Annotated in this window: 19 protein-coding genes; 10 read left to right on the plus strand and 9 right to left on the minus strand. The window is 71.1% G+C overall.

Going from position 1 to position 19,571, the window contains the following annotated elements; all coding sequences use genetic code 11:
• Positions 1 to 92: 92 nt before the first annotated feature.
• From Vgi01_RS08485 to Vgi01_RS08500, 4 genes are all read left to right on the plus strand, one after another.
• Entirely contained in the window at positions 93 to 974 is an 882-nt protein-coding gene (locus tag Vgi01_RS08485; protein WP_204290620.1) for an MHYT domain-containing protein, read from the plus strand.
• A gap of 75 nt (positions 975 to 1,049) precedes the next feature.
• Positions 1,050 to 1,460: a type II toxin-antitoxin system Phd/YefM family antitoxin gene (locus Vgi01_RS08490; protein ID WP_102659583.1), complete on the plus strand. Its 411-nt coding sequence runs from the start codon at positions 1,050 to 1,052 to the stop codon at positions 1,458 to 1,460.
• Positions 1,461 to 1,638: 178 nt separating this feature from the next.
• Positions 1,639 to 2,694 (plus strand): transporter substrate-binding domain-containing protein, encoded by a 1,056-nt coding sequence (locus tag Vgi01_RS08495; RefSeq protein ID WP_102659582.1) that lies wholly within the window; start codon positions 1,639 to 1,641, stop codon positions 2,692 to 2,694.
• Entirely contained in the window at positions 2,598 to 3,668 is a 1,071-nt protein-coding gene (locus Vgi01_RS08500; RefSeq protein WP_102659581.1) for a hypothetical protein, read from the plus strand. Before Vgi01_RS08495 ends, Vgi01_RS08500 begins: the two co-directional genes overlap by 97 nt.
• Here Vgi01_RS08500 and smpB read toward each other — a convergent pair.
• Entirely contained in the window at positions 3,654 to 4,145 is a 492-nt protein-coding gene (gene smpB / locus Vgi01_RS08505) for an SsrA-binding protein SmpB (protein ID WP_102659580.1), read from the minus strand. The genes Vgi01_RS08500 and smpB overlap by 15 nt on opposite strands.
• A gap of 49 nt (positions 4,146 to 4,194) precedes the next feature.
• Complete coding sequence (locus tag Vgi01_RS08510; RefSeq protein ID WP_204290621.1) at positions 4,195 to 6,513, minus strand: hypothetical protein; 2,319 nt, start codon at positions 6,511 to 6,513, stop codon at positions 4,195 to 4,197.
• A 279-nt stretch (positions 6,514 to 6,792) separates the two neighbouring features.
• On the opposite strand from Vgi01_RS08510, the gene Vgi01_RS08515 reads away from it, so the two are divergent.
• Together Vgi01_RS08515 and Vgi01_RS08520 are read left to right on the plus strand one after the other, a co-directional pair.
• A complete protein-coding gene (locus Vgi01_RS08515; protein WP_204290622.1) occupies positions 6,793 to 6,936 on the plus strand; it encodes a hypothetical protein in 144 nt (47 codons plus the stop codon).
• Positions 6,936 to 8,087, plus strand: coding sequence for a YeiH family protein (locus tag Vgi01_RS08520; protein ID WP_204290623.1), 1,152 nt, complete (start codon positions 6,936 to 6,938; stop codon positions 8,085 to 8,087). Before Vgi01_RS08515 ends, Vgi01_RS08520 begins: the two co-directional genes overlap by 1 nt.
• A gap of 63 nt (positions 8,088 to 8,150) precedes the next feature.
• Here Vgi01_RS08520 and Vgi01_RS08525 read toward each other — a convergent pair whose 3' ends face one another.
• From Vgi01_RS08525 to Vgi01_RS08535, 3 genes are read right to left on the minus strand one after another with little or no spacing between them, the layout of a single operon-like run.
• A complete protein-coding gene (locus tag Vgi01_RS08525; RefSeq protein WP_204290624.1) occupies positions 8,151 to 8,876 on the minus strand; it encodes an ABC transporter ATP-binding protein in 726 nt (241 codons plus the stop codon).
• Complete coding sequence (locus tag Vgi01_RS08530) at positions 8,849 to 9,685, minus strand: ABC transporter permease (RefSeq protein ID WP_204290625.1); 837 nt, start codon at positions 9,683 to 9,685, stop codon at positions 8,849 to 8,851. Before Vgi01_RS08530 ends, Vgi01_RS08525 begins: the two co-directional genes overlap by 28 nt.
• Positions 9,682 to 10,650, minus strand: coding sequence for an aliphatic sulfonate ABC transporter substrate-binding protein (locus Vgi01_RS08535; RefSeq protein ID WP_204290626.1), 969 nt, complete (start codon positions 10,648 to 10,650; stop codon positions 9,682 to 9,684). The genes Vgi01_RS08530 and Vgi01_RS08535 overlap by 4 nt, the downstream gene beginning before the upstream one ends.
• Before the next feature lie 168 nt (positions 10,651 to 10,818).
• Between Vgi01_RS08535 and Vgi01_RS08540 the strand changes: the two genes are divergently transcribed.
• Positions 10,819 to 11,988: an LLM class flavin-dependent oxidoreductase gene (locus Vgi01_RS08540; RefSeq protein WP_204290627.1), complete on the plus strand. Its 1,170-nt coding sequence runs from the start codon at positions 10,819 to 10,821 to the stop codon at positions 11,986 to 11,988.
• A gap of 22 nt (positions 11,989 to 12,010) precedes the next feature.
• Here Vgi01_RS08540 and Vgi01_RS08545 read toward each other — a convergent pair whose 3' ends face one another.
• From Vgi01_RS08545 to Vgi01_RS08555, 3 genes are all read right to left on the minus strand, one after another.
• A complete protein-coding gene (locus Vgi01_RS08545; RefSeq protein WP_204290628.1) occupies positions 12,011 to 12,523 on the minus strand; it encodes an NUDIX domain-containing protein in 513 nt (170 codons plus the stop codon).
• Positions 12,524 to 12,591: 68 nt separating this feature from the next.
• Entirely contained in the window at positions 12,592 to 14,634 is a 2,043-nt protein-coding gene (locus Vgi01_RS08550) for an amylo-alpha-1,6-glucosidase (protein ID WP_204290629.1), read from the minus strand.
• Positions 14,631 to 15,011 (minus strand): SCP2 sterol-binding domain-containing protein, encoded by a 381-nt coding sequence (locus Vgi01_RS08555; RefSeq protein ID WP_102659572.1) that lies wholly within the window; start codon positions 15,009 to 15,011, stop codon positions 14,631 to 14,633. The genes Vgi01_RS08550 and Vgi01_RS08555 overlap by 4 nt, the downstream gene beginning before the upstream one ends.
• A gap of 431 nt (positions 15,012 to 15,442) precedes the next feature.
• Here Vgi01_RS08555 and Vgi01_RS08560 point away from each other — a divergent pair, with 431 nt between their 5' ends.
• The gene (locus Vgi01_RS08560; RefSeq protein ID WP_102659571.1) at positions 15,443 to 15,757 is read left to right on the plus strand and encodes a TraR/DksA family transcriptional regulator; all 315 of its coding nucleotides are present in this window, start codon (positions 15,443 to 15,445) and stop codon (positions 15,755 to 15,757) included.
• Positions 15,758 to 15,781: 24 nt separating this feature from the next.
• Here the strand turns inward: Vgi01_RS08560 and Vgi01_RS08565 are convergent, their stop codons facing one another.
• Positions 15,782 to 16,330 (minus strand): ATP-binding protein, encoded by a 549-nt coding sequence (locus tag Vgi01_RS08565; protein ID WP_204290630.1) that lies wholly within the window; start codon positions 16,328 to 16,330, stop codon positions 15,782 to 15,784.
• A 257-nt stretch (positions 16,331 to 16,587) separates the two neighbouring features.
• Here Vgi01_RS08565 and glpK point away from each other — a divergent pair, with 257 nt between their 5' ends.
• Both glpK and Vgi01_RS08575 read left to right on the plus strand, forming a co-directional pair.
• Complete coding sequence (glpK, locus tag Vgi01_RS08570) at positions 16,588 to 18,105, plus strand: glycerol kinase GlpK (protein WP_204290631.1); 1,518 nt, start codon at positions 16,588 to 16,590, stop codon at positions 18,103 to 18,105.
• Between the two features lie 128 nt (positions 18,106 to 18,233).
• On the plus strand, positions 18,234 to 19,565 hold the full coding sequence (locus tag Vgi01_RS08575; protein WP_204290632.1) for a carbohydrate-binding domain-containing protein: 1,332 nt from the start codon (positions 18,234 to 18,236) through the stop codon (positions 19,563 to 19,565).
• The last annotated feature ends 6 nt before the right edge of the window (positions 19,566 to 19,571 follow it).

The raw sequence follows: 19,571 nt of genomic DNA on the forward strand, positions 1-19,571 counted from the left end.
ACAACTGTTCCTATTGTGCCTGCTGAACGCTTCCCTGATCATTCTACCGGTGCGTAAGCCGCGTGCCGGTGGAAGCTCTGGGGGGAGCTGTCGTGGCGGAAATCAATCACTTTGAGTACGGATGGATCACACCTGCGCTCAGCTACGCGCTGTCGGTGCTGGGGTCCGTTCTCGGGCTGATCTGTGCGGGCCGGATCCGCACCGCGTCGAGTGCCGGCCAGCGGGCCTGGTGGGGAATTCTCGCGGCCTGGGCCATCGGCGGCACCGCCATCTGGACGATGCACTTCATGGCGATGCTCGGCTTCGCCGTGAGCGGCTCCCGGATCAAATACGACGTGCCGGTCACCGTCGTCAGCGCGCTGCTCGCGGTGGTGGCGGTGGGTATCGGGCTGGCCATCGTCGGCACCGGCCGGCTGTCGGCGGTACGGCTGCTCGCCGGTGGGCTGTTCACCGGCGCCGGGGTGGCGGCGATGCACTACACCGGCATGGCCGCGATGCGACTCAACGGCGAGCTGGGCTACGACCCCACCCGGGTCGCGCTCTCCCTGCTGATCGCCGTGGTCGCCGCCACTGCCGCGCTGTGGCTCGCGATGACGGTACGTCGCGGCGTGGCGATCTTCGCGTCGGCGCTGGTGATGGGCGTGGCGGTCAACGGTATGCACTTCACCGGGATGAGCGCCCTGTCGGTGCACCTGCACGAGCGGCGGGGGGAGGTCGCCGGCGCGGAGGTGGGCAGCCTGCTGATCCCGATCGTACTGCTCGTGATCTTCGGCGTGGTGGGCCTGGTCTACGCGCTGCTCGCGGCGCCCACCGACGAGGACCGGGCCGCCGCGGCCTACCTGGCCGCCCGTCGAGCCCCGGCAGCCGAGCCGGTCGGCGACGACTCGCCGGACCCGGTGGGGTTGCGCGCCCGGTCGACCCTGGCCCGCCCCGGTGCCCAGTTCCCGTCCCGCCGGGACCGTCCGCCGCGCTGACCCGCGCGCACCGATCTGCGCGGTCCCTCGTGGACGGTGGCGGAAAGTGTCGTACCCGGTACCCATCATGTATTCATGGCTGTCCCCGCCCTCACCCCGCGCAACACCCCACCGCGCTCGCTGCCGCTGCGCGAGGCGCGCACCCGACTGAGTCAGCTCGTCGCGATGGCGGAGCTGACCGACACCGTCACCGTGGTCACCCGCGACGGCGACTCCCGGCCGGTCGCCGCGATCGTGCCGGCCGACGCCGCCCGCAGCGCCGCGCAGGCTCGCGCCGACGCCGGCCGGCTCGCCGAGGTCACCGCGGGTTGGTCCCGTCGCCTCGAAGCGCAGCGTGAGCAGGCCGGTCGCCGGCACGCCGCCGAGCTGCGCGCGATGCGGGCGGCGCTGGCCGAGGTGTGGGCCGCGCTGGAGCGCCGGGCCGCGCCGGGCGACGCCGAGCTGGCCCGGCTGCGCGCCGGACACGCCGACCTGCTCGACGGCTGACCGTCCGCTGCATCGCCTCGACACGCATCTCGCTTGGGTAACTGTGGGTCACCCGATGGCGCTGGTCGGCCACAATAGACCCTCACGATGGGCGTAGCCGGGGGTGACGATGAGCGGATCCGAAGCACCAGGCGGCGCGCCCGCGCCGTCACCCGCGAGCTCCGGTCCCACGCCGCGGATGCGGTGGCTGCGCCTCGCCGCGCTGATCCTGCTGCTGGTGGTGGCTGTGGTCACGGTGGTGCGGGTGGTCAGCGTGACCGGCCCGCCCAGTCGTGACCAGTTGCGGGAACGAGCCGGGCTCACCGGCAAGCAGGAGCTGCTGATCGGGGTCAAGGACGATCAGCCGGGTGTGTCGCAGTTGCTGGAGAACGGCGCGTTCGTGGGCTTCGACATCGAGATCGCCTACATGATCGCCGAGGATCTCGGCTTCGACGCGCCACGGGTGCGGTTCCTGCCCATCGAGAGCGAGGACCGGGCCCGTCGGCAGGCCCCCACTCCGGACGGGCGCTTCGTCACCGTCGATCTGGTCATCGCCTCGTACAGCATCACCGACGACCGTCGACGTCAAGGCGTGGTCTTCTCCGCACCCTATCTGCAGACCGAGCAGTCGGTGGTCACCCGCGCCGACAGCAAGCTGGCACCGACCACGTTCGCCGATCTGGCCGGCCGCAAGGTCTGCACGCTGGCGACCTCGACGGCCGAGCGGAACCTGGCTGCGGCCGGTGCGCAGGCTCACGGCCGCAACCGGATCAGCCAGTGCATCCAGGAGCTGTACGACGGCACGATCGACGCGGTCACCACCGACGCGGCGGTCCTGGCCGGATTCGTGGCTCCGCCCCTCGCCGAGCAGGCGCCGCCGGTGCGGAAGCTGAAAAACCCCACCCCGTTGCGTCACTTCGACATCGGTGCCGACGGTGATGAACTGTGGGGGGTCAACACCGGCCCCAACCCGGCCATGCGTGACCTGGTCAATCTCTCCTTGGAGGAGGCGCGCAACGGCCGCAACGGCAAGCGGTGGCGGACGGCCTTCGACCGCTACTTCGGCTACTCGCAGAAATACAACGACCAGCAGCAGGTTGCGGTTGACCAGCAGCCACCGCCCGGCCCGGCGGACAAGGTGGAGGTGCGGCAGTGGCCATGGGAGAGGTTCGCCTGGCGGCACCCGAACCAGCCACGGCCGGGCCTGTCGGCCGCCGCCGTCCGGGTGCGCGCCAGACGCAGCAGTGGCTGCTGACCGTACTGCCGGCCTTCCCGGTACTGCTGCTGGTCCTGCGGTTGTGGCGGCTCAGTCGACAGGACATGTCGACAATGCTGCTGCTGGTGCAGTACGTCAGCCCGCTCGGGCTGCTCAGCGCACTGCTCATCGCGCTGGTCTGGGCGGTACCGCTTGTGGTGCTGGTGCCGGTCGTGCTCGGTCGACTGTTGCAGGTCAGCGCCCCGCAGCGATTCGACCCGGAGCGGTCGCTGCTGGCGTACGCCGCCGCGCGTACGCCGGGTTGGGTGCTGGTCGTGGCGGCGGCGCTCGCCGCCCTCACCTGGCAGCTGCGGTTCCTGCCCGGGCTGGTGATGATGCTGGTCTGGCTGGTCGCCCTGCACACCCGCAGCCGCTACCCGGATCGACCGCGGCTGCTGCTGGCCACCGGCCTGATCCTGCCGGTCGTCGTGGCGGCGGCCAGCTACGCCTGGCTCGCACCGGCCATCGGGTCGGCCGTCGGGCACGGCGAGCTGGCCACGGCCCTGCTGCTGGCGCTCCCGCCCGCCGGTGCGCTGGTGTTGACCGGCCCGGTGCCGGCGCGGATGGCCCCGGCGGTGACCCGGGCGGTCATCTACGCGGTCGGCGGGCTGCTGCCGCTGCTGACGGGTGCGGTGTTCCTGCGCGTCCCGTTGCTGCCCGCGGTGGCCGTCGAGGTCGGTGAGCCGCAGACCCAGGAGGTGGTGCTGGGCGAGGCGGTGACGGTGACCGACCGGATGACAATCGTGCTGAGCCGCGCCGGCGAGGTGCGCTTCCTGCCCAACGACGAGGTGCGGGCGCAGGTGCTCTGCCCGGACGCCGACCGGGTGCCGAGCAGCCGGGTCACCGTGGCCCGATGGCCGGTGGAGGACACCGCGTTGGAATGGCTCATGCCGCGTCGACCGGTGGGCCCGCCCGATCCGCGCTGCGGCGGCCTGGTGCCGTTGCCGGCGCCCTCCCCGTCAGCCGGGCCGTGACCGCCCCTTGAGGCGGCGGCCCAACTCGCGGGCGATCTCCCGATCCGCGTCGCGGGCGGCGAGCGCCTGACGCTTGTCGTACGATTTGCGGCCCTTGGCCACGGCGAGTTCGACCTTGGCCCAGCCGCCGGAGAAGTACATCGACAGTGGCACCAGGGTGAACCCGCCCTCCCGGATCTGCGCCAGGATCCGGGCGATCTCCACCCGGCGCAGCAGCAGCTTGCGGGTTCGGCGGGGAGCGTGGTTGGTCCAACTGCCGTAGCCGTACTCGGCGATGTGCAGGCCGTACAGCATGATCTCCCCGTCGCGTTCCTGGGCGAAGGCGTCGACAAGCGAGACGCGGCCGGCCCGCAGCGACTTGACCTCCGTACCGGCCAGCACGATCCCGGCCTCGTACGTCTTGAGGATGGTGTAGTCGTGCCGGGCCTTGCGGTTCGATGCGACAAGGGTCCGCTCGCCACTGCGGGAGGTGCTCACCCGGCGAAGGATATCCGCCGCGGGCGGAACCGACGTCGCAGCGCCCTGCTCAGGGCAGCCGGTTGCGCAGCCGGTCGGCCAGATCCGTCACCGCGGCCCGGAACCGGGGATCGGCCTCGCCGGGCCAGTGCCCGATGATCTGTGGTGGCACGCTGTCGCCGGGTGGGGGAACCACGTCGACCGGGTCGCGGAGGCGTCGATCGACGGTGCCCGGTGGCCCGGGCAGCACCGGATCCCGGCCCGGGCGGTGCGGTGAGAAGACCCAACCGCCGATCGGGTCGGTGTCGCGCCACAGGTTCAGCCACCGCCAGTTCACCCGCTTGCCCACATCGAGCAGCGCCTGCTCGTTGACGTACGCGGGAAACAGCCGCCCGTACAGCCGGCGCAGCGGTGACCCGTACGTGAGCAGGGCCAGGTGGCCGCAGACCTCCCGGGGCAGTTGCAGCACCGTGGCGGCGAGCAGCACCGCGCCGTGGCTGTGCCCGGTCAGCAGGACGCCGTGACCCTGCTCGGTGAGGTAGGTGATCCGTCGGCTCAGCTCCGGCACCGCCCGCTCGGCGTAGCAGGGTGGGGCGAACGGGTGTGCCGCCCGGGGCCAGAAGGTGCCCAGGTCCCACAGCACCCCGACGTACCGGCGGAACTCGGCTGTGCGGTAGGCGAAGATGCCGCCGATGAACAGGGCGAGCACCACAGCCGCGATGAGGAAGCTGCCCACCTGGATGCCGAAGTTGGTCGCCGCCTCCGGTATCCCGGTCAGCTGCTCGACGACCTGGCCGGGAGCGAGTTGCAACATCCCGAGCAGAATGGTGGGTAACCCCACACCGACCACACCGGCGTAGATCACCGCGAGGGTCTCCAGACGTTCGGTGAACCGTGCCCGGGCGATGGTGTGTACGACCTGCCGCAACCGGTACCAGGCCGAGGCGGGGGCGTGGGGGAAGTCGCGGGCGACGGTGGCCCGGGCGCTGCTCATCCGCACCGGCCAGCTCGCGAGGGTCACCACCACCGCGCCCACCAGGACGATCACCGCCGCCAGCAGGAACACGAAGATGGCCCACTTGAAGCCGAGCGGCGCGGAGACGGTGTGTTCGTCGTCGGCCCGGGCCCGGCGGTTGAGCAGATCCGCGACCCGGAAGACGAGGTCTGCGGTGAGGGCGAGCGCCAGACCGGTCGCGGTGGCGGCGATGACCGGTGCCCCGAGCCCCTGCAACGGCCCCCATCCGAGCCCGTTGCAGCCGAACCCACGCCGCATCTCCTCCGGGTCGATTCCCATGTCCGGGTCGATCCCCGAGCCGCTAGACGGGATTGCCACGCCAATCTTGTCGCGTAGTTGGCCCCGGGTGGCGAGGGCCGCCACTCCGAGCGTGAACAGCAGGGCCGTCTGCGCGAGGATGACCAGGCCGACCATCACGCTGTATCCGGGCAACCCCTCCGCCGATCGCCAGGGTGTCGGGTCGACCGCCACCACGACCAGGACCAGTGCGGTGAGCACGCAGGCAGCGGTGCGCAGAAAAGAGCAGAACCGGTCCACCCGTCTGCTGACCGGGGCGTCGATCCACGGCCGGACGCAGAGCATCGTGACGCAGGCACCGAGTATCGCGATCGCCACGACGGTGGGAGCGACACTCACCGCCGACGGGCCGGCGACGCAGCGGGCGATGAGCAGGCCGATGCTCAGGGTGGCGAACCCAGCGGCGACGTGCAGCGAACGCAGGCGACCCACCAGCGGCGCGCCGTCCCACTGGCCCACCGCACTGAGTGCGTGGGGGTTCGACTCGTCGGCCGTCCGGTGGAAGGCGTCGAAGTTGTGTCCCGGTCGTATGCCGAGCCGCCAGACCAGCCCGAGGGCGGCGGCCGGTGCCAGGGCGAGCACCGACAGACGTAGGCCGGTGGGTCGTCCGCTGAGCCAGGACAACCACGGTCGGTTCGCCGTGCAGATCGGGTTCGACATGCACCGGACGGCGATCAGGTCCAGTGCCACCCCCATCGTGGCGAGCACGTACAGCATGGTGAGGGTGAGGGCGAGCAGCCGGCAGGTCGCCTTGATCCCCGCGCCGGAGTTGCCCCGGGTCGCCGGTCGCATCCAGATGGCGACGTTGCAGAGCATGAACGGCAACAGGAACATCAGCGACAAGGTCCGGACGGTCGTCCCGGAGGGCAGATCACTCCAGCGGTACGCCTCCAGGGTCACCCCGGCCGGGCCCTTGGCGTCCGGATAGTCCGGATGCGGCCGGTAGAAGCCGCCGCTGCCGTCCCCGGCGACCTGGTAGGCGTGCGGACGGTTCAGAATCTGCTCGGCCCCGGCACCGGACACACCATGGACCCGCAGTTCCACGACATCGACGTGGGCCTGCGGTCCGCTTGTCATTCGTCCCCCGGGGTCGTCTCTGCCGGCCGGGCGTGGCGGAACCCGACCGAACCGCTGCGGGTGCGGCGTCGCCGTCTACCCGCCCCGAAGCCGGTCACGCCTGCGGCATGGGGTGGACGTTGTGCCGGACGGGATTGCCGGTGATGCGGCGGGCCCGACGAACGGGAGCGGACAAGGGGCTTGAAAACCTAGTTTCCCGGTAGGAATATAGGTCTACTTCATCTGTGCTTCCGCCCTCGGCGGGCGCTCCGCCCCGTCGATCTGTCGAAAGAGACGATCATGACCAAGCTGGAACCCCAACCGTCACCCACCGCACCCGAGAGCCGGTTCTCCATCAACGAGGACTGGGCCGCCACCATCCTGGGTCTCGCTCTGCTCGGCCTGGTCCTGGCCGGTGCGATCCCCGCTGGGCTGGTGCCCTGATGGCCACCGACGCAACCCGAGGTGCCGCGCAGACCGCGCCGCAGGCCGGGCTCCTCGCTCCGCCGCCGCGAGACCGCAGGTTCTGGGCCTGGACGGCCGCCGGCCTGCTGGTGGTCCTGCTCCTCGCCGCGCTCACCCGCTATCTCGAACAGCAGGTGCCCGAGTGGGCGGCCGGCACGGCGCTTGAGGACATCGCGGCAGCGATCGAGTATCCCGTCTACGCCATCGTGCTCGGTCTGCTCGGCAATCTGGTGGTCACGCTGACCGGGTTGCACGACCGCATCGCCGCCGCATTCCGTACCGAGTTCTTCATCAAGACCGGCCTGGTGCTGCTCGGTGCCTCGATCAATCTGGCGGTGATCGCCAGTGCCGCCGGGCCCGCCATCGCCCAGGCGCTCCTGTTGATCTCCGGCGTGTTCCTGTTCACCTGGTGGCTGGCCGGGCGGCTCGGACTGGACGACAAGCTGCGCGCCCTGCTCGCCTCCGCGGTGTCGATCTGCGGAGTCAGCGCCGCGATCGCCGCTGCCGGGGCGGTCCGCGCCCGTCGCGAGCAACTCGCCTACACGGCGAGCCTGGTGATCGTCTTCGCCCTTCCGTCGATCTTCCTGCTGCCCTGGTTGGCCGACGTGCTCGGGCTGTCACCGGCGGTGGCCGGTGCCTGGATCGGCGGCAACATCGACACCACCGCGGCGGTCACTGCGGCCGGGGCGCTGGCCGGCGAGGACGCGCTCCAGATCGCCAGCATCGTCAAGGTCACCCAGAACGCGCTGATGGGCGTGGTGGCGGTGGCGCTCACCGCGTACTTTGCCCTGCACGTCGAACGGCGGCCCGGCTCGGCCCGGCCAGGGCTGAGCGAACTGTGGCGGCGCTTTCCGAAGTTCGTCCTCGGCTTCGTCGCGGCGTCGGTGATCGCCACCTGGTACCTGAAGGCGGTCGGCGCCGACGGCAAGGCCACCATCGCGATCGTCAACGACCTGCGGACCTGGTTCTTCATCCTGGCGTTCGTCAGCATCGGCCTGGAGGTCCGGGTGGCGGCGCTGCGGCAGGCCGGCTGGCGTCCCATCGCGGTGTTCGGTGCTGCCACCGTGTTCAACCTGGTTCTCGCGCTCGGCCTGGCCTCGCTGTTGTTCGCCGGCTTCAGCCTCAGCTGACCCTCAGGGCGGCACCGGCGCGCGGCCGGGGACCGGACGACGGTTCCCGGCCGCGCGCCGTCCTCACAGGGCGGGTACGCCGAGGCGGTCGAGCAGGCGGCGGCGTAGCGCGCCGAAGGCCGGATCGTCGGGGGAGCGGGTGGGCCCGAGGTCAACCGGCAGTTCCTCGGCGATGACACCGGCTTCCAGGACGAGCAGGCGGTCGGCGAGCAGCAGCGCCTCCTCCACGTCGTGTGTGACCAACAGGGCGGCGAAGCCGTGTTCGGCCCGCAACCGGCGCAGCAGGCCCTGCATCCGCAGCCGGGTGAGCGCGTCGAGCGCGCCGAACGGCTCGTCGAGCAGCAGCAGGTCCGGCTCGCGGACCAGCGCCCGCGCGACCGCCACCCGCTGCGCCTGCCCGCCGGAGAGTTCGGCGGGCCAGGCCCGGTGCCGTTCGGCGAGGCCGACCTCGGCCAGCGCCCGGGCGACCCGCTCGGCCATGTCCGGACCGCTCAGCCCGAGGGCGACGTTGTCCGCCACCCGTTTCCACGGCAGCAGGCGGTGTTCCTGGAACACCACCGCCGCCCGGCCGCGTAACGTGATCTCGCCGGTGGCCTCGTCGTCGAGGCCGGCGAGCACCCGCAGCAGGGTGCTCTTGCCGGAGCCGCTGCCGCCGAGCAGGGCGACCACTTCACCCGGTGCGATGCGCAGATCGACGCCGGTCAGCACCGTGGTGGCACCGAACCGGCGGCGTACGCCGGTCGCGGTGAGCAGCGGCCCGTTCAGCTGGCCCGAAGTCCGCGACGCCATGTCAGCGTCCTCCTCTCCACGATCCGGATGGCGACGTCGGACAGCAGGCCGAGCAGGGCGTACACGAGCAGGCCGAGGACCACCACGTCGGTCTGGCTGAATTCGCGGGCCTCCATCATCAGGAAGCCGATGCCGGTCTGGGCGTTGACCTGCTCGCCGACCACGAGACTGAGCCAGGCCGCGCCGATGGCCAGCCGCAGGCCGAGGAAGAGCGCGGGCAGCGCGCCCGGCAGCACCACGTGTCGCAGCCGGGCGAGTGCGCCCAATCCGCAGGTACGGGCCGCCTCGACCAGTCGCTCGTCGATGTCCCGGATGCCGGCGTACGTGTTGAAGTAGAGCGGGAAGAACGCGCCGAGGGCGACCAGACTGATCTTCAACGACTCGCCGATGCCGACCCAGATGATCAGCAGCGGCACCAGCCCGAGGTGGGGCAGCATCCGGGCCATCTGCACCGGCGGGTCGACCAGGTCGTCGCCGATGCGCAGCAGCCCGGCGAGCGCGCCGAGCAGGACGGCGAGTCCGCCGCCGATGAGCAACCCGACGCCGGCCCGGGTGAGCGAGTCGAGCAGGTGGGTCAGCAGGGTGCCGTCGCGGGTCAGTCGCCAACCGGTGGCCAGCACCGTGCTGGGTGCGGGCAACTTCTCCGCGGCCAGCAACCCGGACCGGGCCGCCAGTTCCCACCCGAGGACCAGCAGCAGCGGGGTGGTCGACCGACGCCATGCCAGGCGGCGTCCGGGCCGTCCTGGTGTGCCCGCAGCGGTGGCCGGCGCGGTGACCGGTGCGGGCCGTACGGCGGTCGCCCTGGTCACTGGAACACCTCGGTGAATCGGCCGTCGATCCGGGACCGGATGTCCACCGTGCCGGGGATCAGGTCGAGAGTGGTGAACCCGTCCGCGATGGCCTGCAACTCGTCGCCGACGGCCGGGGTGACCGGTGCCAGCGCGCGGGCGCTGCGGGCCAGCGCCCGGCTGGTGACGTCCTCGGGGATCTTCAGTTCCGGGGCGAGCACCGCGGTGCGTTCGGCGGGGTTGGCGATACCCCAGTCGGTGACCGTGCGGTAGGTGCGCAGGAACGCTTCGATCTGCGGGGACTTGTTCGTCAACGCGTCCGGGTGGGCCAGCACGTACTCGCGGTTGCTGGCCAGGCCGGTGGCGTCGGCGAGGATCCGCACCCCGGGTCGCTCGGCGAGGGCGAAGTAAGGGTCCCAGATGATCCAGGCGTCGACCTGCCCGTTGTCGAAGGCGGGCCGGGCCTCGGCGGGCTTGAGGTACTTGACGTTGATGTCCGACAGCGTCAGGTTGTTGGCCTCCAGCAGGCGGACCAGCAGCCAGTGCACGTTGGAGCCCTTGTTGAGCGCCACCGTCCGCCCCTTGAGGTCGGCGAAGGTGCGCAGGCCGGAGTCCTCCTTGACCAGTACGGCCTCGCCCTGCGGAATCGGCTCCGAGGTCCCGATGATCTGGAACGGGATCCGGCCGGCGGCGGCGAAGATCGGCGGCGCCTCTCCGGTCTGGCCTATGTCGATGGAACCGGCCTTGAGTGCCTCGGTCAGCGCCGGCCCGCTCTCGAACAGCGACCACTCGGCATCCGGCGCTTCACCTCGGGCCTTGACCAGGCTCAGCCCGCCGAAACGTTGGTAGCCGATGCGCAGTCGGGGCGTGTCGTCGCCGCCGGCCGGATCGTCGGCGCAGCCGGTCAGCGCCCCGACGGCGACCAGGGCGAGCACCGTCAGGGCGGCGGTGACGACGCGGGAACGGCGCGGGGCAGAGGTACGCATGAGCACTCCTCGACGGCGGAAGGGGTCCCGTGGACATCGATGAGGTCCAGCGGCGACGACAGCCTACTAACTCGATAGGTTTTATGGGTAGTCTGTTCGCGTGGTCGTTCCCGAGCGCGTCGAGGACGACCGGTCGGACCAGCCAACCCGCGCCCGGAGGATCGAGCCATGTTGACCTTCCACTGGTTCCTGCCCACGTACGGCGACAGCCGGGACATCGTGGGCGGCGGTCACGGCGTGCCGGTGGGCAGGGCCGGCGGCTCTCGTCCGCCGACCGTCGCCTATCTGGGCCAGATCGCCCGTACGGCCGAGCAGTTGGGCTTCGTCGGCGCCCTCACGCCCACCGGGGCCTGGTGCGAGGACGCCTGGCTGAGCACCGCGATGCTGACCGAGGTCACCGAGCGGCTGAAGTTCCTGGTGGCCTTCCGCCCAGGCCTGCTCTCACCGACCCTGGCGGCGCAGATGGCAGCCACCTTCCAGCGTCTGTCCGGTGGGCGGTTGCTGGTCAACGTGGTCACCGGTGGCGAGGCCCACGAACAGCGCGCCTACGGCGACTTCCTGGACAAGGACGCCCGGTACGCCCGTACCGACGAGTTCCTGCACGTGGTGCGGGCCCTGTGGGGCGGTGCGACGGTCGACCACGACGGACAACACGTCCGGGTCGAACGGGCGCGACTGGCCCGGCTGCCCGACCCGGTGCCACCCGTCTACTTCGGAGGGTCGTCGGCCGCCGCCGGTCCGGTCGCCGCCCGGCACAGCGACGTCTACCTCACCTGGGGCGAGCCACCCGCGCAGGTGGCCGCGAAGCTCGACTGGATCCGGGGGCTGGCCGCCGAGGCCGGCCGCGACGTCCGGTTCGGCATCCGGCTGCACGTCATCGCCCGTGACACGAGCGAGGACGCGTGGGCGCAGGCCCGCCGGCTGCTCGACGGCATCGCCGACGCCGACATCCGGGCCGCCCAGGAGGGGCTGCGTCGCAGCGAGTCGGAGGGGCAGCGCCGGATGCTCGACCTGCACGGCGGGTCCCGTGACGACCTGGAGATCTCGCCGAACCTGTGGGCCGGCGTCGGGCTGGTCCGCGGCGGCGCGGGCACCGCCCTGGTGGGCAGCCACACCGAGGTGGCCGACCGGATCGCCGAGTACCACGCCCTCGGCATCGACGAGTTCGTCCTGTCCGGACAGCCGCATCTGGAGGAGGCGTACTGGTTCGGCGAGGGAGTGCTGCCGGTGCTGGGTGAGCGTGGCCTGTGGCGGCACCCGGCCCGACCGGCGGTGACCGTGCCCGAACCCACAGGCATCCCGTTCGCCACCCCACCGGTGCCGGCCGGGCGCGGCTAGGGAGCCGCGCGGAGCCGGGCGGTCAGCCGGCGTGGCGGGCGAAGAAGTCGGCAAGCACCTCGGTGTGGGTGGAGAAGGCCAACTCGGTCGGCCGGGTCAGCACCAGCCATTCGGTGGCCTCCGCCGTGGGCGCCGAGGCGGGCAGCTCCTCGATCGGGCGGGCCGGCAGTTCACCGAAGACGAGCAGGGTGCCGCCCGCCGGCGCGTTCCGCACCGCGACGAGGTCGACCTGGTCCGGGTCGGCGACCAACCCGGTCTCCTCCCGCAGTTCGCGCACCAGCGCGTGCGCCCACTGCTCGCCGTACTCGATGAAGCCGCCGGGCAGGGCGAGCAGCCCACGGGCGGGCTCGATGGCGCGCCGTACGGCCACCACACCGAGGCCGTCCGGGGTGCGCACCGGCAGCAGCGCCACCGCGACGGGCAGGGGATTGCGCCACACCGTCTGACCGCAGTTCGCGCAGAGCCGGGGCCAACCGGCCTCCGTGGGATACGCCGTGCCGCAGTACGAGCAGTGCGAGTAGGCCACTCCGGTCATGCCGATGCACGTTACGCCCCGCCCACCCGCGATCGCCGGCCCGGGTCGGCGCGCACCGTCCGGTGTGGTCAGGTGGTGATGCGGGCGTTGCCGATCGCGTCCATCCGCCCCCACCGGCCGGGGATGTCGAGCAACTCGATCCGGCCGAAGCGCTGCGGGATCGCGGGGTGGACCACCAGGTGCTCGCCGTACGGTTCGAGGCCGAGCAGGGTGCGCAGCAGCAGGAAGGTCGAGCCGGTCGCGGACGCCTGCGGGCTGTTCGCCGCCGGATACGGCACGGGATACCGGGTCAGTTCCCGGTCGTAGCCGGCGAACGACTCCGGCATCCGCCCGCCGAAGTGCTGTGCGGCGTCGATGATGCCCTCGGCGATGATCCCGGCCTCGGCGACGAAGCCGTACCGGCGCAGCCCGGCGGCGATCAACGCGTTGTCGAGCGGCCACACCGTGCCCAGGTGGTAGCCGAGCGGGTTGTACCTGGCCTGTCCGGTGCCCAGCGTCCGCACTCCCCAGCCGGAGTACATCTGGGGCCCGAGCAGGTGTCGGGCCACCGCCGGGGCCCGGGACTCGTCGACGATGCCACTCCACAGCAACTGGCCCATGTTCGAGGCGAGGGCGTCGACGTGGTCGCCGTCCGGGCCGAGCGCCAGCGCGAAGTACTCGCCGTCCTCGACCCAGTAGTCCCGGTTGAACCGCTGCTTGAGCTCCTCGGCCTGCCGTTCCAGGCGGTCGGCGTACGCCGGGTCGCCCCAGAACTCACGGGCGAGCCGGGCACCACGACGCTTGGCGTCGTACGCGTAACCCTGGAGTTCGCAGGTGGCGCGGGGCAGTCCCGGCAGCCGGCCGTCGCGGTAGCAGATCGCCTCCGGCGAGTCCTTCCAGCAGTGGTTCATGGCACCGCTGTTCTCGTTGCGTCGCCGGTACCAGAGGTAACCGTCACCTCGGATGTCGCCGTACTCGTCGATCCAGTGCAGCGCCGCGCGGGCGGTGTCCTCCAGGTCACGGACCAGTTGACCGTCACCGGTCCACCGCTCGTACTCGTCGAGCAGTACGACGAACAGCGGCGTGACGTCGGCGCCGCCGAAGTACGGGGACTGGGGGCGTTCCTCGAAGGCCGCCAACTCCCCGTACCGGAACTCGTTGAGGATCTTCCCGGGTTCCTCGTCCCGGAAGTCGTCGAGCACCGTGCCCTGGTTCAGGGCGAGCAGCCGGAGCGTGGTGGCGGCCGTACGGGGCACGAAGGGCAGCGTCTGGTAGCAGGTGAGGATGGCGTCGCGGCCCACGATGGTGGCCGACCAGGGCAGACCGGCGGTGAGCATCGTCTCGTGCGGCATCGCGAGCGGGGCGAACCGCAGGCCGGCCAGGTCGGCCAGGCCGCGTTGGTAGGTCGTGGTCAGTGGTTGCCAGTCGCAGTGCAGTCGGGGCGCGTCGGCCAGCCACCGACTCAGGTCGTGGCGCAACTGGGCACCGACCTGGCCGTGGGTGTGCCCCAGCTGTTCGCGTACGTCGGCACCGTCCGGGCGGAGCACCAGGCTCCGGACGGTCAGGGTCGTGCTCCACCGCCCCTGCCGGTCGACCTGGATCCGGTAGGTCATCCCCTGGTTGTCGACAGCGGCCGGTTCGGTGGTCGAGATCTCGGTGGCCCGGTGGAACCGTTCCCGGCGGTAGCCGAGCCGCAACCGGTCTTCGGACACCTCCCGGTATCCGCGCAACCGCGTCGCCCGCGGCCAGACCACGTTGTAGATCGGCGCGAAGTCGCTGTCGATGTCGATGCGCAACACGTAGTCGGCCGGCTCGCAGGTGTGGTTGAGCACGGTGAGGCGTTCGGTGAAGCTGCTGTCGGAGATCCACCGGTCCCGGATGATCGAGACCTTCGCGTCGACGTAGTGCGTCGGGTTGCCGGGGACCAGGAACAAGCGGAGCTCGTAGTAGCTCGGTTCGTGGATCGCCAGCGGGTGCAGCTGCTCGCCGTCGAGGGTCAGCCGCCAGGTGGACAGGAAGCGGGTGTCGAAGACGAAGAACCCGCTCGGGCTGGGCGGGTCGAAGGTCATGTCCCCGTTGTCCTCGCTGAGCGCGAAGATGTTGCCGTCGAGGATGCGCACCATCCGTTTCATGCGGGTTCCGCCGACGGCATTGTCGCCGCGTCCCGCGGATGGTGGGCACCCTTCGGCGGGGCGAAGAGGCGCTCCAGCATGATCACGAAACGGAATTCGCCGTCCGCGGTGAAGTCGTTGCGCAGCCAGGCGGACAGGGGCTTGATCTCGCCGTGTGCCATCCGCAGGAACAGCGTCTCGTCGGCGCCGATCACCGTGTCGGCCGTCACCGCGCCGCCCTGGGAGACGGTGATCCGGCCCTGGTCGATGGTGACCAGCCAGTGGTCCACCCCGCGGGCGTGGACGAGATCGAAGCGAACGCTGCCGGAGACCTGCCGGAGCATCCGACCACCGCCGTGGGTGAGGTCGTCGAAAAACGCCCGAACCGACTCCGACATCGCACCAACTCCAAGGGTCGCGCCCGGCGGTGATCGCAGCGAAGGATCGGATCCGCGCAAACGGTCGGTCGGGTGGAGCGCAGACCCCGCCGCTGTTTGTCACTTTAGCGGCTTTGATCCGGGTACGAGCCCTCCTCTGCCGGGCTGTCGGCTCCGGCGGCCAGGTCCTCGATATTGCCGTTGGTTTGCCCTGCGAATGCGTCTATGGTGGTTCGATGTACCCCGTCGCCCTGCTGAACCGCGTCGCCGTCGTCACGGCGACGCCGGTGTCGGCTGCGGCGACCCGCACGGTCTGGGTGCCCGGGCAGGTTGGTCACGGCCAGCCGAGCCCCGCAGGCCGGAGCCCTCCGGGAATCGTCCAACCCACCGGACGACCAAGGGCGAAGCCAAAGGCTTCGGCCCTTTTCTATTTTCCAGGAGAGGGATCCGACATGAGCACCGACACGTTCGACCAGAAGTGGCTGACCGACCTCAAGACGACGCTGACGTACGAGTTCGAAGCGCAGACCGCGCGGCTCACCGAGTTGACCGCTGACACCGGCGACCCGGCCGAGGCACACACCAACGCCGCGTTGATCGCCGCCACCCGCCAGAGCCTGGCCCAGATCACCGACGCGCTGCGACGGATGAGCAGCGGGAGCTACGGCGACTGCGAGAAGTGCGGCACGGCCATCCCGCGTGAGCGCTTGGAGATCCTGCCGCAGGCCCGCTTCTGCGTGCCCTGCCAGCAGAAGCAGAACGGCTGACCCGGCACGGGCTGCCGGACCGGGTCACCGGTGCGGCAGCCCACCGTCGCCGGTGGCGCTGCCCTCCGCCAGGGTGGCGCTGCCCTCCGCCAGGGTGGCGCTGCCCTCCGCCAGGGTGGGGTTGGTGGAGCCCATGATCAGTGAGGCGGTGACCGTGGCGGTCACGCCGTCGGGCCGGTGGGTGAGGGTCAACGCCCCGGTCAGCTGATGAGCCAACCAGAGCCCCCGACCGCCCGGGGTGTCGGTGGCCGGCCGCTGCACGGTCAGGTCGACCCCACCGGGCCCGTGGTCGCTCACCTCGCAGACCAGGCGGTCGGGGTACCGGAGCAGTTCGAGACGGCCCCGGCCGCCCCCGTGCAGCACGGCGTTGGTGACCAGTTCGTGGACGGCCAGGACGAGATCCTCGGCCGCGTCGCCGCGCAGACCGGCGGCGGCGATCCGCGCGGCGAGCAGGTGCCGCAGCGCGGTCACCGTCTGCCCGGTGAACGACAGCGAGAGTAATGAGTCGACCTCGTCACCGCCGGATGAGGCGCCGTCCGGGCCGCTGGCATCCGGTCGGTCGAGGTTGCTCATGCTGGCAGATTACGTCGTCCGGCGACATCCGCACCCGTTGCCCGACGGCAAGCTCCTGCGAGCGGGCGCTCCGGCAACGCTTCGCGGCCCGATGTGCCGTCTCGGGTGAGGCGGGCGTCGCGGTGGCCGCCGTGCCCTGGCCGTGCTTTGCTCTGCTTCAATCCGTGCCACGCTCCGCCCCCGCAGTCGGGTGCGGCAGGGCCGGACCGCGCCCGTGGTTGCCAGGGGCGCGACGAGCATGACAAGGAGATCCGGACATGGCTGACTTCGTCGGCGCCGTCGACCAGGGCACCACCAGCACCCGCTTCATGATCTTCGACCATGGCGGCAACGAGGTGGGTCGCCACCAGCTGGAACACCAGCAGATCCTGCCGCGGGCCGGCTGGGTGGAGCACAACCCGCTGGAGATCTGGGAACGGACCCAGACGGTGGTGCGTACCGCGCTGAACACGCACAGCCTGGCCGCCTCCGACCTGGTCGCGCTCGGCGTGACGAACCAGCGGGAGACCACGGTGGTGTGGAACCGGCGCACCGGCCGGCCGTACTACAACGCCATCGTCTGGCAGGACACCCGTACCGACCGGATCGCCGCGGCCCTGGACCGCGACGGTCGCGGTGAGATCATCCGGCGCAAGGCCGGGCTGCCACCGGCGACCTACTTCTCCGGCGGGAAGATCCAGTGGATCCTGGAGAACGTCGAGGGGGTGCGGGCCGCCGCCGAACGCGGCGAGGCGATTTTCGGCAACACCGACACCTGGCTGCTGTGGCACCTCACCGGCGGCACCGACGGCGGTGTGCACCTCACCGACCCCACGAACGCCAGCCGCACCATGTTGATGAACCTGGAGACCCTCGACTGGGACGACGAGCTGCTGTCGTTCTTCGACATCCCCCGCGCGATGCTGCCCCGGATCGTCGCGTCGTCGGACCCACACGCCTACGGCACCACCGCGTCGGGCGGCCCGTTCGCCGGCACGGTCCGGATCACCGGCGACCTGGGTGATCAGCAGGCCGCCACCGTCGGGCAGGTCTGCTTCGCGCCGGGCGAGGCCAAGAACACCTACGGTACGGGCAACTTCATGCTGCTCAACACCGGTACGGAGATCGTCCGCTCGGAGTCGGGACTGCTCACCACCGTCTGCTACCAGTTCGCCGGCGAACAGCCGGTGTACGCGCTGGAGGGCAGCATCGCCGTCACCGGTTCCGCCGTGCAGTGGCTGCGCGACCAGTTGAAGATCATCAGGACCGCCGCGCAGAGCGAGGACCTCGCCCGGCAGGTCGACGACAACGGCGGGGTCTACTTCGTACCGGCCTTCTCCGGCCTGTTCGCCCCGTACTGGCGCGCCGACGCCCGAGGGGCCATCGTCGGGCTGTCCCGCTACAACACCGACGCCCACCTCGCCCGGGCCGCGCTGGAGGCGATCTGCTACCAGAGCCGGGACGTGGCCGAGGCCATGGCGCAGGACTCCGGGGTGGCCGTGGAGTGTCTCAAGGTCGACGGTGGGGTCACCGTGAACGAGTTGTGCATGCAGTTGCAGGCGGACATCCTCGGTGTGCCGGTCAGCCGGCCGGTGGTCGCCGAGACGACGGCGCTGGGCGCCGCGTACGCCGCCGGGCTGGCCGTCGGCTTCTGGAAGGACACCGACGAGTTGCGGGACAACTGGAACGAGAGCCGGCGGTGGCACCCGTCCTGGTCGGCGCAGCAACGCGCGGCCGGGTACGCGGGCTGGCAGAAGGCGGTCGGGCGCACGCTGGACTGGGTGGACGTGGAGTGACCTCACCTTTGTGCGGCTGGTCGGCGGTGGGGCGCGCCCGCTGACGGGCCGTTGCCGGGCATACCCGGCTGATGTGGCTTAACATCGCCGATGTCGGGCACGGGGGCCAGGCGTGGAGAGGGGCAGCCATGCGGGTCACGCGTGCGATCGTGGCGATCGTCGTCGTCCTGTCGGCCGGGGTGTTGACGGGATCGGCGAACGCGGCCGTGTCGTCACCGTTCACCGTGGTCAACGGATCCATCCAGCCGGCCACCGGGACGCCGAAGCCGGCGTCGGGCACCCATGCCACCCTGTGGCGCAACACCAGCTACGCGCTGACCACCGTGCAGGGCGCAGGGACGCTTGTGGTGGGTGCGATCGGCGACCACTGCGAGGGGTGGCCCACGATCCGGGTGAGCGTGGGCGGCACCCCGGTCGGCGAGGTGACGGTGGTCAGCGCCACCGACTACGGCGCCTACCAGGTCGGCGCGCCGCTGCCCGCGGGACAGCACACCGTCCGGATCGACCTGGTCAACGACCGCTACACCGGCGCGTGCGACCGTAACGCCCACCTGGCGTACGTCCGGACCGAGGCGACGCCGCCGACCGACACCAGGTTCAGCTTCGCGGTCGTCCCGGACACTCAGGAGGAGGTGCTGGACGCTGCGGACAACCGGTTCCGGCAGCGGATCGACTGGCTGGTGGCGCAGCGCAACGCGCTGGATCTGCGCTTCGTCACGCACTCCGGGGATGTGATCAACTACGACACCTCGGACCACGTCCAGTACGTGCGGGCGAGCAACGCGCTGCGCCCGCTGGAGCAGGCCGGGGTGCCGTACACGTTGGCCATCGGCAACCACGACGGGCAGGTCTTCGGCCCGGACGGCAAGCCACGCAGCCCGGCCGGGCCGCTGCTGCGCGACACCGCCGTGTTCAACAGGTACTTCACCGCCGCGCGTTTCGGGTCGGTGCAGGGCCAGTTCGAGGCGGGCAAGGTCGACAACGCGTACGCCACCTACACGGCCGGGGGAGTGCACTGGCTGGTGCTGACCCTGGAGCTGTGGCCCCGGCGGGCGGCGGTCACCTGGGCGCAGCAGGTGGTCGCCGCGCACCCGCGCCACAACGTCGTCCTGGTCACCCACCACTACCTGGAGAGCGACGCGAGCATCGGGCAGAGCGCCGGATTCGGTGCCAGCAGCCCGCAGTACGTCTTCGACAACCTGGTGCGGCGCTATCCCAACATCCGGTTCGTCTTCTCCGGGCACACCGGCACGGCGGCGTCGCGGGTGGACACCGGTGTGAACGGCAACCGGATCTACTCGTTCCTCCAGACCTTCCACTCCAAGCGGACCAATCCGGTCCGGCTGGTCGAGATCGACACGGCGGCGGACTCGCTGCGCACCTGGATCTACGCGCCGCACACCACCGAGAACTTCCCGGCGCACGAGCGCCGGTACACCGGTCTCGGTCTGGTGCGCTGATCCCGC

The sequence above is a fragment of the Micromonospora gifhornensis genome, assembly GCF_016863515.1.
Classification (GTDB): Bacteria; Actinomycetota; Actinomycetes; order Mycobacteriales; family Micromonosporaceae; genus Micromonospora; species Micromonospora gifhornensis.